Source organism: Photorhabdus sp. RM71S (assembly GCF_042879355.1).
Taxonomy (GTDB): Bacteria; Pseudomonadota; Gammaproteobacteria; order Enterobacterales; family Enterobacteriaceae; genus Photorhabdus; species Photorhabdus kayaii.
Genome location: NZ_JBHFKV010000017.1, coordinates 21377 through 35369 on the forward strand (window position 1 = coordinate 21377; position 13993 = coordinate 35369).

A 13993-nucleotide genomic window follows, 5' to 3' on the forward strand; every position below is an offset into this window, starting at 1 on the left:
CGTCGTATTCAAAGTTTCAATACTTTTACCTCAACACCTGGAGTAACAATGTCCCAAGACAGGCTCTATACCGAGAAAGAACTGAGTTGGTTATCATTCAACGAACGTGTGCTTCAAGAAGCAGCGGATAAGAGCAATCCATTAATAGAACGGATGCGGTTCCTTGGTATTTACTCCAATAATCTGGATGAATTTTACAAAGTCCGTTTTGCTGATGTGAAACGGCGAATATTAATCAATGAAGAACGAGGATCAGCCACCAGCGCTCGAAATGTGTTGAAAAAAATTCAAGCTAAAGTGGCTAAAACCGATCAAGAATTTGATGTGCTCTATAATGAATTGCTACTAGAAATAGCTCGCAATCAAATTTTTCTCATCAATGAACGACAAATTTCACCAAATCAACAAATCTGGTTACGTCAATATTTTCGTCAACATCTGCGGCCACACATTACGCCAATTCTGATCAATCCAGAAACCAACCTGGTTGAATTTCTAAAAGATGACTACACTTATCTGGCAGTTGAAATTGTCCACGGCCAGAATATTCAATATGCACTATTGGAAATTCCGTCAGATAAGGTGCCACGTTTTGTTAACTTGCCGCCTGAAATGCCACACCGCCGCAAATCAATGATCCTGCTAGACAATATTATGCGTTATTGTCTTGATGAAATTTTCAAAGGCTTTTTCGATTATGATTCACTGAACGCCTATTCAATGAAAATGACCCGTGATTCTGAATATGATTTAGCAACAGAGATGGAATCAAGCTTGCTCGAACTAATGTCATCCACGCTGAAACAACGGCTGACAGCGGAACCAGTAAGATTCGTTTATCAACGAGAAATGCCAGATGAAATGGTGGGGTTACTGCGTAGCAAACTTGGCTTGTCAAACAATGATTCGGTGATTGCCGGCGGACGCTATCACAATTTTAAAGATTTCATTAAATTCCCCAATGAGGGGAAGAGAAACTTACTCAATAAACCTTTACCGAGATTACGGCACACTTGGTTTGATAATTTCCGTAATGGTTTTGATGCGATTCGTGAACAAGATGTGCTGCTCTATTATCCCTACCACACCTTTGAACATGTGCTGGAATTATTACGTCAGGCTTCTTTCGACCCAAGTGTACTTTCCATCAAGATCAATATTTATCGGGTAGCAAAAGACTCCCGCATTATTGATTCCATGATCCATGCTGCCCATAACGGTAAAAAAGTGACCGTCGTGGTTGAATTACAGGCTCGATTTGATGAAGAAGCCAATATTCATTGGGCCAAACGGCTAACCGAAGCGGGTGTACATGTTATTTTCTCAGCACCGGGACTAAAAATTCACGCAAAACTGTTTTTTATTTCCCGTCTGGAAGGTGAAGAAATTGTTCGCTATGCCCATATTGGTACCGGCAATTTTAATGAAAAAACCGCTCGCCTCTACACCGACTACTCCTTGCTGACAGCAAATCCCAAAATTACTAACGAAGTGCGCCGGGTATTCAACTTTATTGAGAATCCCTACCGCCCGGTCAAATTTGAAAATCTGATGGTTTCGCCGCAAAATTCCCGCGCAATGCTCAACCAGCTTATTTCACAGGAAATCGCCAACGCCAGAGCGAATAAGCCCGCAGGTATTACGTTAAAGATTAATAATCTGGTTGATAAAGAGCTGGTGGACCGCCTATATGACGCTTCGGAGGCAGGGGTAAAAATACGCCTACTGATACGTGGTATGTGCTCACTGGTGCCCAACCAGCCAGGATTTAGCGAAAATATTCAGATCACCAGTATCGTTGACCGTTTTCTCGAACACGATCGGGTTTACGTATTCACTAATGACGGAGACGAAAAAGTCTTTCTCTCGTCTGCTGACTGGATGACCCGTAATATCGACTACCGAATTGAAGTTGCGGTTTGCCTACTTGATCCACAATTGAAACAACGGGTACTGGACATTCTCGAATTACAATTCAACGATACGGTAAAAGCCCGTTACGTCGATAAAGAGCTGAGCAATAGTTATGTGCCACGGGGTAATAAGCGGAAAATCCGGGCACAACTCGCTATTTATGACTATATAAAAGCCCTCGAACAACCTGAACCAAGAGCTTAATTTATGCCGCTAACACATGACAAGCCGACGCCCAGGCCAATAGAAATTGCGGCTATTGATCTGGGTTCAAACAGTTTTCATATGATTATTGCCCGAATTGTTAACGACGCATTTCAGATTTTAGGTCGCTTAAAACAACGGGTCCATCTTGCCGACGGTCTTGATAACAACAATCTATTAAGCGAAGAAGCAATAACACGCGGTCTTGCCTGTCTGGCTTTATTTGCTGAACGGTTACAAGGCTTTCCTGCTGATAACGTTTGTCTGGTGGGCACTCACAGCTTACGTGAAGCCAGCAATGCCAAAGAATTTATCAAACGCGCTAAAGACGTTATCCCCTACCCGATTGAAATTATTTCCGGCCATGAAGAAGCTCGTCTGATCTATATGGGGGTAGAACATACACAACCAGAAAAAAACCGTAAACTGGTGATTGATATTGGCGGCGGCTCCACTGAACTGGTAATTGGTGAAAATTTTGAACCATTATTAGTAGAAAGCCGCCGAATGGGATGCATTAGTTTCGCCCACCAATTCTTTCCCGATGACGAAATTAGCGCAGAAAAATTCCGCCGAGCGCGGCTTGAAGCTGCACAAAAATTGGAAAATCTCTCATGGCAGTACCGCATCACTGGCTGGAATTCAGCACTTGGGGCATCCGGGACCATTAAAGCGGTGTATGAAGTACTGGTCGCAATGGGGGAAAAGGACGGATTAATCACCCCTGAACGGCTGGAGATGTTGGTCAAAGAAATACTCAAATTCAAGAAATTAAAAACCTTCGACTTACCCGGACTATCGGATGATCGTAAACACTTCTTTATTCCTGGTTTAGCAATCTTATGCGGTATATTCGATACCCTGCATATAAAAGCATTACAACTCTCAGATGGTGCGCTACGTGAAGGCGTTTTATATGAAATGGAAGGCCGTTTCCGTCATCAAGATATCCGCCAGAGAACCGCAAAAAGCCTGGCTGAACACTATAATATCGACAGAGAACAGGCAAAGCGTGTACTTAATACGACTGAAACACTTTACCAACAGTGGGCAATCCAGAACCCTAAACTAGTGCAACCTCAACTCGAAGCGATTTTACACTGGGCGGCAATGTTACACGAAGTTGGATTAAGTATTAACTTAAGCGGATTACAGCGACACTCTGCCTATATTCTGCAAAACACCAACTTACCCGGCTTTAATCAGGAACAGCAATTACTGCTGGCAACCTTGGTTCGCTGTCATCGTAAGACAATAAAACTGGATGATTTGCCAAGATTCAATTTATTCAAGAAAAAACAGTATCTACCATTAATTCAAATCCTACGTCTGGCAACTTTACTCAATAATCAACGCCAATCCACAACCATTCCTGAATCACTCAGACTGGTTACTGATGATAGCCATTGGGCGCTCTACCTGCCTTACAATTATTTATCAGAAAACACCCTGATGCAGCTTGATCTGGAAAAAGAGCAAGGTTACTGGCATAACGTTACGGGTTGGCAATTAGAAATAGCCGAGGAATCAATATAAAGATACCAAACCATGAAAAAAAAGAAGCGATCTCAGATAATTAAATTGGTTTTACTTATCAGCTTTCTGATTTTATTTGGCCGTTTCATTTACTCATCCATAGCGGCATTAGAACATCATCAACAAAATAAAAAGGTCATAATAGAGAAAGGTGAAAATCATCAAATGAAATAATCAACTTATTGCAGATTATCATTAATCAATATCATTACCTCACTGTTCCCCCGAATTCTTCGGGGAAACAAGCTATTATAAATGTCATAATTTCAAAAGAACGACACCCGCTATTATTATCACAATACCAATCCACTGAATTCGACTTAACCGTTCTCCACGAATAAAAAAGCCTAATAAAGCGGTGATTCCACTTGCCAATGAACTCAGAACAGTAACAACAGCAACATGTCCCGTTGCAGAACCGTAAGCTAATGAAGCAAACCCGATCAGACTAAAGAAACTAATTGAAAAAACCAGAGCAATAATTGAAATCGGCGGTAATGATAAATTTCCTTTTTTTAATAGAGTGAGAAATAAAACAACCACAGCGGTTAAATAGTAAACCCATAATGCATTGATAACACCCAGATCTCTAACAGCAAATTCCCCTTGCAACCAGAAGCCTAAACCAAACATCAGTGAAGACAAAAGTGCAAAGAAAATTGAACCAGATGATTCTCGTTGTCCATCTTTTGATTTCGGTATACTAGTTAGACAAGCCCCAACAACACAAATAAATAGACTAAACAAAACCAAAGCGGTCATTGGTTTCCCATTTATCAGTGACAAAATCGTGGTAACGGCACCATAAAGCGAAACAATCGGCGCGACAATCGAGGCTTTGCCGATTGATAATGCTTTAAGCAGAAACACCATTGCCATTAAATTGCAAACCGAAGCAACAACACAGATGGTCAGTTGAAAAAAGCTTGCATTAACAAACGACATCTCAAAATAAAAAAACAGCAACAACGATAAAACAAAAAAACCAAATAGCTGACTGTAGAATAAAGATTTAGCAACGCCGACTTTTCTTGCGACTTGCCCTGCCAAAAAATCAGTACTTCCCCAACACAATGCTGAAATCAACCCCATCAGAATAGCCATAATGATAATCTCTTATTAATTTGTTTTTAACTGTACGCGGTTAGCAATACGTGTCGCATTTTCCATCGCTTCCTCACAACTATTACCATAAGCCAGAACATAACCGACAATAGAACCAAAGTTTTTATTTTTTGATGAATTTTTACTTTTCGATAAAATAGTAAAAGGCGTTTTTTTAAACCCTGCGGAAATGAAATAAGGGATATCAGCATCTATTCTGATATCATTGACAACCCCCTCACCACGATAAAAAACAAATGCATCAGCGACAAATGGATAAACGATTTCCGACGCTGGTGATATAGAACTTTCGATACCACAAACAAAATCGACCAAGTATTTGACCATATTAATCCCAGAAGTCATGAAGATCTGTTGAGCCGCTCTAGCACCCGCTATGCGCAAATTGACTTCAACTAATACGGGCCCACGAGAGGTATAAATAAATTCTACATTTATTGCACCACCCCGTAATCCCAAAGCGGCTACCCACTCCTTAACAAACTTACAAGCCATTGCAAACTCAAATTCAGACAGTTCAGCAGGATGAGATAAGCCGATCATACACAGGTCATCATCAGGAGAAACGAAAATTCTATTGATACCAAGTAAATGCCATTCATCATGACTATAAATTAATTCTGCCCCATAAAAATTTCCTTGCAGGAACTCTTCTATCAAGAACTCTTCATTAACTTTACCGAGCATTGACATTGTGCCATTAGATGAAATTTCTGAAACCACATGGTGGTAATCATCTTGAGATTTACAAAGTGATACCCCATAAGCCCCTGCATCACGAAGTGGCTTAACCACAAACGGAAAAGGAACCTTAGGATTTTCTGGAATATTATTATAAGAAAAAACCTCGTAAGCAGGTTGCTCATAACCATGTTGTGCTAAGATATCCCTGACATTCTTCTTACTAAATGCATTCCTCAAACCATCTATATCCGGGTGAGGTAAACCGAATTCTAACGCTACTTCAGACGCCACAATCATAAAATCATCATAGCAACCTAAAATTGCAGCAACAGGAATACGGTTATCTTTAATTAAATTAATGATATCTGTACTATTTCTCGTATCAACATAATAAATATTATCAAATAATTCCTTTCTTAAATCATCATATAATCCTTTATTCATTGATTCCATTGAAGTCAATAACACAGGAGAAAATCCCAAATCTCTAATATAATCAATTGCCGAGCATTCAACCGGTCTTGCTTCAATAAAAATAAAAACACGCATATCGACCCCATCGTTAGTTGATATTTATTAATTTATGACGCTTTCTTCATTCCTGAAATCATCTAATTTTACTTAATAATAAAAAGTTTCATTAAAATTAAGACAACCTAATCATCATGTATAGTTCCAACTAAGATGACTTTCAAATAAAAAAACCGCCAGAATACAACCAGATTCAGCTATTTAATACATAACCAATTAAATAATAAAAAGAATTTTTTCATAAAAATAATTTTTTCGCCAAAAATAAAATAGTTATTCATTTTTAAAATAAAAAAACACCCAATTATTCTAATTTAATAATCAACTTTATTTGACATATCAGACTTTATATACTTTTATTAATACTACATTGATTTACGGATATTTTTTAGTTAACGGAATAAATTGTTTAAATTAATTTATTGTTCCCAAATCTTCTTCTTATATATTTTCATTTATAGGAGTATTTATGTCATCTCATGAAATTAGAAAAACAGTATTCAGCCCCTCTCCGTGGGAAAATAAAATGGGATACTCAAGAGGAAAAAGAGTTGGCAATCAGATATTTATTGCAGGATGTGTCGCTTCAGATGGTGATGGAAATGTTATGGGGGAAAATGCTTACGAGCAAACTCTATTTATCATAGAAAAAATTGAGAAATATTTAAAAGAGCTTGATGCAGAACTGACTGACGTTGTCAGCACAGTAACACATTTAACAGATTTCCAACATTTTGATGATTATTGTCGAGCATTTAATGAGAAATTTGGCGATATACGCCCGGTCAATACGACTATTGCCGTTAAATCGATGGTAAAGCCAGAACATTACGTTGAAATTACAACTATTGCTATCGATAGCAAATAGTTAAATTAAAGAATAATACCAATGGTAATTGATCTACCTGGAGGCTTGGCATGAATAAAATTAGCGTGCTCCCCGGCTCCACTCTTAACGGGGAAATAGTCATACCATCATCTAAGCCTCATATCCAAAGAGCGCTACTATTAGCACTATTGAATGAAGAAACAACAACCGTAAATAATATATCGTGGTGTACCGAAACCGAAGATCTCCTTATTGCTTTACAACAATTTGGTCTGCAAATTCTGGACAGAAGTGAAAACCACATCATATTGAAAGGAGCACATCCAATCTATCATTGTAATGGGATCATTAATGCTAATGGTTCTGGCATGTTATTTAGAATCATTGTCGCTTTAGCGTCACTAACAGAAAAGGAAGTTTATATAAAATGCAATGATTCACTGTTTAACAGAGAAAGTCTGTATGATGAATCATTTTTTTCATACCTGAATGTATTTGCAGAAAAGCGAGAAGAAAATATTGTCATTATTTCCAGAAGAATATATCCATCACAATCGCCATTAAACTTCAATAAGAGTACTCAATTCCTATCATTCTCTCTTCTTGTTTCACCATTTATGAAAGGGAAAAGTATTATCATTAACAACAATGGCGAAACTAAGAATGGATATGTCGATATAACAATTAACATGATGGCGTTATTGGGAAGTCAAATCACTCGAATAGGCAGCACATTTATTTCAACTGAATATCAACCAAGGGATATTACTATTAGCATCCCCTCTGATTTCACATCACTAAGCTACATTGCTTCGTCAATATTAAGTATTAATCGACCAAGCAAAGTCACCATCAGAAGTTATTATTTGGGGAATACCATTAACGAAAGAGTATTATTTGACATATATAAAAAATTTGGTATGAATTTAAAATATAACCCAATTAAGAATCAACTTAATATCAGCCTGGAGGAGGAACATAACACCATTACAGATGAAATCTACTTAAATGAACTTCCTTCCGTTGCTACTAACATTATCGCGGCAGCGATTAATGGCAATGGAAATATTACATTTTCCGGTCTTAATGCTATAAACAATCATAAATGTCAACGCGCATTTATTATCAACGAAAATATACGCATGATGGGCGGGAAAAGTTATTTAATTTTTGATGATACTGGGGCTTTCAACAAAATAAGGATCAACGGTAACGGACCATTAAACGGAGGCGTCGAAATATTCAGTTATTATGATCATCGGATTTGCGCATCCAATATTATTGCATCACTAGGGGCAAGAGAACGAACAACGGTTAATCATATACATAAATTAGATGATGGTTTTCCTGGATTTATCCAATCCTTAAGTTCTCTCGGAGCTAAAATAAGTTAGCTAACAGTATAAAAGCGAGACAAAAATATGAATTATTATGGTAATAATCATCCGCCATTTATCGAAATAAACAAAACAAAATCATTAAATGGCTCAATAACCTTACCTGCCTCCAAAAGTTCTTCAACTCGCGCCATTCTGACTGCATCATTAACGGAAGGTACAAGTAAAATAAATAACATGGCATCAGGGAACAATACAACAGCAATGAAATTAAACTGTTCCCGTTTAGGGGCATCATTTAATAGTGATATTACAAGGACAATCGTAGAAGGCATAGATATCAGAAAAATTGATAAAAAAATCATCTTTAACCCAGGTAATTCTGGCGTTGTATTAAGGCTATTAATGGGAGTAGCCGGTTATTTACCTGATACTGAATTTATTACAGAATACAGTTACTCCCTGGGTACACGATCACAATCAGAAATGGTCAATGCATTAAAATTACTCAATATTCAGTGCACCTCTGTTGGGCCTGATTCACTTTTGCCGATAAGCATGAAATCAGATAGAAACATCGGTAGTTACACTGAAATTTCATGCAGAAAGAGCTCTCAATTCCTGAGTGGACTACTTTACTTAGGTGCCATTAGTGAACGAGATCTGCAAATAAAAGTCATCGATACAATTACCGCACCATCGATGGTTCACACGACAATTAATAATTTGCGCAAAGCGGGCATTAATATCGAATATGATGATAAATTCCGCAATTTCTTTACGACAGGAAAAAATCGATTTATTCCATCAGAATTTAGCGTCGGCGCTGATCCAGCCAGCACGGCGGCAATCCTTGCACTTTGTGCCTCACTGAATTCTGATGTCACCCTAAACGGTTTCTTTGAGGAAGAATTAGGTAATGGCGCGGTGGTGGATTATTTAATTAACAGTGGAACGAAAATCAGCTTCATCAGGGATGATTGTCTCAATATTCGATCTGGCGGAATCCTAAAAGCGCAGGATTTCGATGGTTCACTGGCACCAGATGCGGTACCAGCACTTGCTGCATTAGCTGCGTTTGCCGACGGTAAAAGCGTTTTCTATAACATTGAACATATCCGCTATAAAGAATCAGACAGAATTTCTGATTTTCGACGGGAATTAGACAAAATAGGGATTAGATCAGAAGAGAAGCTAGACCAATTAATTATTTATGGCAATCCATATGGATATAAAGGCGGCATTATTGTTGATGGTCATTACGATCATGGATTAATCATGGCACTCACAACAATAGGTTTACATTGTGATGAGCCCCTCATTATCAGTGAGCCATATCATGTTGGTCAGACCTATCCAGAATATTTCGCCGAAATATCCACATTAGGCGCCAATGTGAACGAATTAAAATATTCTGGCCCTATACCAGAAGACGTTTAAATATCATTGATAACTCTTAACCGAAGGAATTCACTATGTGTGGAATTGGTGGTGTTTTTAATACAGAAAATAGGCTTATTGATGATATTGAGAATAAGCTACAGACGATAATGTCAAAAATAGCACATCGGGGCGATCCATCTCGATTTAATGAGAAGATTGTCAGAAATAACTTTTCAATCGCAACCAACAGGCTTGCTATTGTCGAACGCGATTCAGCCTATCAACCCATATCAAATCAGGAACATGATCTTCATCTTGTTCTGAATGGTCAAATTTATAATTACAAATCTCTTCGAAATGAATTAATTAAACAAGGTTATCAATTTAAAAATGGTGGCGATGCAGAAGTTGCCCTAATTGCCTACATTTGCTATGGCAAGTCATTTATTAAAAAATTAGATGGCATGTTTAGTTTTATTCTATTTGATAATAAGAATAATAAATTCTTATTAGGCAGAGATCACGTCGGTATAAAACCTCTCTATTACACCCAAAAAGAGGGTAACTGGTATGTAGCATCAGAAATAAAATCATTGATCGAGTTTAACTCAGAAATTAAACCTGTTGAACCCGGTTCAATTTTCGACGGATTTACTAGTGAGAAATATATTAGCTACGACACAACTATCCCAGCAAGCAGCGATAACTTCGAACAGGCAAAAGAAAAAGTCTATTCACTGTTAGATAATGCCGTCAGAAAGCGAGTTGACACAGACCTACCTGTGTCAATTATGTTTAGCGGCGGCATAGACAGTACCATCGTACTTTATCTTGCAAAAAAATATCACCACGATATTACGGCGATTTCATTTGGATTACCGGGTTCAAAAGACATTGAAATTGCCCAAAGATATTGTTCTGAGAATAATATAAAGCATATTATATATACATTTACTCAGGAAGAATTAATCAATAATATCCAAGATGCTATCTATTATGGTGAATTTTTCGAACAAATCGATGCGATTGATTCAACTATTGCTCACTTTGGCTATTATATTGCTAACCGCCTTGGCTTTAAAATTGCTTTATGTGGAGAAGGTAGTGATGAAATTTTTGCTGGTTACGATTTATTTAAAACATACCCCGACCCCCATCACCTCTCCCTATATCGATTAAATAATCTTTATAGGACTGATTTACAAAGAGTTGATCGGGCAAGCATGAGAAATACTGTTGAAGCAAGAGTTCCCTTTATGGATTCAGCACTAGTGCCTTATGTTTTAAGCTTGGATTTTTCTTACAAACTCAATAATGGGATAGAAAAACATATTTTACGCGAAGCATTCAGAGGAAAAATATCCGAATATATCATTGACAGACCAAAAATAAGAATGCCAGATGGCAGTGGTGTAAAAAATACTATCGTTGATTACGTTAAAGATATTAAATGCAATCTACCGAGAAGCATGGTTGACAACCTTAATTCTATCGGGTTAACCCATCAAAGTTCATTATATTTCGCTGAAAAATATCTCTCTTTGGGTTATCCACTACCGAAAGAGCGTTTCAAAGAATCTGGCAAAGATTTTTCAGAATCGGGTTACTTTAATTTCATATCGTAATTTAACCATTATATTGATTGCTGCATTGTTTATTCTGTTAATAATGCAGCTATTTGGAAATAAAAAATAGAATTTTTTATTTCCATCACTTGGCATCAAATTGAAACTCAATATCCTTTTTTAAAAAATCATAATCAATAATTTCAACTCTCTTATTCTTTGATACAATTATTCCTTTTTCATTTAAACTCTTAATAGCTCTATTTAATTGCCTGACTGAAACACCTAAAACAGATGCTAAATCTTCCCTTTTCTCTAATACCAACACAGTTCCATTTCTTTTCGAATGATAGTAAAGAAATCGCTTTAACTTATCCTCAACAGTTAAAAACATTCCCATTCGAAACAAAGAAGACTCAAAAAGCTTATTACTGAGTTGTTTACAAACAAATTGAAGAAATACAGCATCTGTTAATCCAAATATTCTTACCGTCTCTAACGGAATTGATAGCAGTACTGATCGCTCCTGAGCAAAGACAGTATTAATTATGTTATCGCCTTGGGAATGAAAAAGTTCTAAATCTCCAATAAGAAAAAGAGGAGTAGCAAAGGCAAAAACAGAAAATTTTCCATTAATATTATAAAACTCAACCTTTAGTTTACCCTCAACTAAAATATAGAGATGAGTAAAAATTGATGACTGATGTGTAAGATAGCTATTTTTCTTCACTTCAACCACATCTAACTTTGTCATAAACTCTGCTGGAAAAATGCTATCTAGATGATATTTATCAATATAATATTTCAATTTATTCTCTTTATCCCGATACATATCTAATACAGATTTAATATAATTTTTCCAATTATATAAAAAGATAAATAGAATGCAATTTTTCACTACGACAATTTCATTATTTCCTTTTCCAATCGACTTTTCAATTCATTACTAGAAAATGAAGCCTGTAATGCATTCAAATTTGTTTCAATAAAATCACTATATTGCCAACCAAAGTATCGATTAATCTTCAAATATTCTTCACACAAGGTGATATTTGCCACTGTCCGGGCATCCGTATTAATCCCAATATTGACACCAATCTCTTTTAAAAAATTAACTGGATGGTTTTCATAGATATCATAAATATCGCAAATAATATTACACGTCGGGCATATTTCTAAATGTATATTTCTCTCTATAAGGAGATCAATAACATCTCGATCTTCAACACTTCTGACACCATGACCTATACGAGAAATATTTAATTTATTGATAGTCTCGCGCACACTTTCAGCCCCTTTCGCTTCTCCTGCATGCGCAATAACATTTCCACCATTTTCTAACACTATTCTAAACGCATTCAAATGCGCATTAAGTGGATATCTTGCCTCATCGGCAGCAAGATCGAGAGCAACAACACCGTAATTAGAATATTCATTGACAAGATATGCGGTTTTCAAACTTTGATCTTCTGAAAAATGCCGCAATGTACATAATATTAAACCTGCTGCTATACCATATTTGACTGAAGAATTTTTCATTGCCTCCAAAACAATTTCTACAATATCGCGCTCATTTAATCCTAAGCGAAGATGAAGTAAAGGTGAAAATCTAATTTCAGCATAAACTACATTATCGCTTTTTAATTGTATAAAAAGATCTTCTACAGCATCAGCTATTACGTCCCTTTTTTGTAGTAAATCCAGTGAAGGAATGATTTTATTTAAAAAATCACCTAAATCATGACATTTTTCAGGGGCAATATATTTTTCACAAAATGACTTATGGGTAATATCAGGAATAAGCTTTTTAACGAAATGATAACTCAACCCACAATCAAGATGCGTATGTAATTCTACCTTTCTCAGTAAATCAGGATTAAAATTCATCTTTTATTCGCCTATATGACTAAAATTACGATAATAATGTAAATAGTTTATTCTTAAATACCTTACCCTTGATTTTAGTCACCACACTCATATTATGAGGATGATTGAGAAGATCGGTTGAATCAATCACTAAATGCCCATATGAACGTGCGCTTTGATATTCAACATAACCATACACCTCTAATTTATCCTCAATCACTTCATTCGGATATAAAGCAATAGCCATTGTTATAGGATCAGGCAGATCAAATCCTTTTCTATTCGTTCTTCCCGCATTGAATTCAATCAATGTTCTATTACAGCTCACTGCAAACTGACCAAGATCACCTAAAGAATTTAATTTATCCATATCGAATTCATTAATAAAAGCCTCCTCCATACCTAACTCCCATCCACAAAACATAAGAGGCAATCCAGAATTCAATACTATATGTGCTGCTTCAGCATCAGAATAGATATTGAATTCAGCTAATGGCGTAATATTACCTAGCTTCAATCCAGAACCTCCCATAATATAAATCACTTTAACAAATTTATATAAATCCGGCTCTTTTAAGACAGCCATTGCTATATTTGTTAATGGCCCCAAAGCGATTATCTCTATCTCACCAGGAAATTTTTTCACGATATCAACAATTGCATCTACTGCATGTTTATCTTCTACTATTAACGAAGACTCGGGTAAATTCATATTACCCATACCATCTTTTCCATGAATATGATATGAAGCATAGTGCTCTCTAAATAATGGTTTACTCATCCCTTCATATACCGGAGGAATATATGTTCCTGCTTTTTCAATACTAACCAATGCATTTTTCCTGCACTGAGTAACAGCACAATTACCTGAAACAATAGTAATACCTTCAATAAAAACTGAGGGTTCACGGAGCGCCATCAGTAATGCAACTGCATCATCGGAAGCCGTATCTGTATCAATAATGAAATGTCTCATAGCCTATTTCCCTTTATCATATTCCTTACATTAGTCTATAAGT

Annotated in this window: 11 protein-coding genes; 6 read left to right on the forward strand and 5 right to left on the reverse strand. The window is 36.5% G+C overall.

The window, feature by feature from the left end; genetic code table 11:
- The first annotated feature begins 48 nt into the window (after positions 1-48).
- Both ppk1 and ppx read left to right on the forward strand, forming a co-directional pair.
- Positions 49-2118 carry a polyphosphate kinase 1 gene (ppk1, locus tag ACGF5R_RS11090; RefSeq protein ID WP_112877727.1) on the forward strand — a complete coding sequence of 690 codons (2070 nt, stop codon included), beginning with the start codon at positions 49-51 and terminating at the stop codon, positions 2116-2118.
- A gap of 3 nt (positions 2119-2121) precedes the next feature.
- Complete coding sequence (gene ppx, locus ACGF5R_RS11095; protein ID WP_112877728.1) at positions 2122-3654, forward strand: exopolyphosphatase; 1533 nt, start codon at positions 2122-2124, stop codon at positions 3652-3654.
- A 258-nt stretch (positions 3655-3912) separates the two neighbouring features.
- On the opposite strand, the gene ACGF5R_RS11100 is transcribed toward ppx, so the two are convergent.
- Together ACGF5R_RS11100 and ACGF5R_RS11105 are read right to left on the reverse strand one after the other, a co-directional pair.
- Positions 3913-4758 (reverse strand): EamA family transporter, encoded by an 846-nt coding sequence (locus ACGF5R_RS11100; protein ID WP_387690866.1) that lies wholly within the window; start codon positions 4756-4758, stop codon positions 3913-3915.
- A gap of 15 nt (positions 4759-4773) precedes the next feature.
- A complete protein-coding gene (locus tag ACGF5R_RS11105; protein ID WP_387690868.1) occupies positions 4774-6012 on the reverse strand; it encodes an acetyl-CoA carboxylase biotin carboxylase subunit family protein in 1239 nt (412 codons plus the stop codon).
- A gap of 451 nt (positions 6013-6463) precedes the next feature.
- Here ACGF5R_RS11105 and ACGF5R_RS11110 point away from each other — a divergent pair, with 451 nt between their 5' ends.
- From ACGF5R_RS11110 to ACGF5R_RS11125, 4 genes are read left to right on the forward strand one after another with little or no spacing between them, the layout of a single operon-like run.
- A complete protein-coding gene (locus ACGF5R_RS11110) occupies positions 6464-6862 on the forward strand; it encodes a RidA family protein (RefSeq protein ID WP_112877732.1) in 399 nt (132 codons plus the stop codon).
- Positions 6863-6912: 50 nt separating this feature from the next.
- A complete protein-coding gene (locus ACGF5R_RS11115) occupies positions 6913-8217 on the forward strand; it encodes a 3-phosphoshikimate 1-carboxyvinyltransferase (RefSeq protein WP_387690869.1) in 1305 nt (434 codons plus the stop codon).
- 27 nt (positions 8218-8244) lie between these two features.
- Entirely contained in the window at positions 8245-9600 is a 1356-nt protein-coding gene (gene aroA, locus ACGF5R_RS11120) for a 3-phosphoshikimate 1-carboxyvinyltransferase (protein WP_262979925.1), read from the forward strand.
- Positions 9601-9635: 35 nt separating this feature from the next.
- Positions 9636-11168 carry an asparagine synthetase B family protein gene (locus ACGF5R_RS11125; protein ID WP_387690871.1) on the forward strand — a complete coding sequence of 511 codons (1533 nt, stop codon included), beginning with the start codon at positions 9636-9638 and terminating at the stop codon, positions 11166-11168.
- Between the two features lie 85 nt (positions 11169-11253).
- Here the strand turns inward: ACGF5R_RS11125 and ACGF5R_RS11130 are convergent, their stop codons facing one another.
- The 3 genes from ACGF5R_RS11130 to ACGF5R_RS11140 form a co-directional block, all read right to left on the reverse strand.
- Positions 11254-11862: a Crp/Fnr family transcriptional regulator gene (locus tag ACGF5R_RS11130; protein ID WP_262979924.1), complete on the reverse strand. Its 609-nt coding sequence runs from the start codon at positions 11860-11862 to the stop codon at positions 11254-11256.
- Between the two features lie 143 nt (positions 11863-12005).
- Positions 12006-12995: an adenosine deaminase gene (add, locus tag ACGF5R_RS11135; RefSeq protein WP_387690873.1), complete on the reverse strand. Its 990-nt coding sequence runs from the start codon at positions 12993-12995 to the stop codon at positions 12006-12008.
- Between the two features lie 25 nt (positions 12996-13020).
- Positions 13021-13950 carry a nucleoside hydrolase gene (locus tag ACGF5R_RS11140; RefSeq protein WP_387690875.1) on the reverse strand — a complete coding sequence of 310 codons (930 nt, stop codon included), beginning with the start codon at positions 13948-13950 and terminating at the stop codon, positions 13021-13023.
- Positions 13951-13993 lie beyond the last annotated feature (43 nt).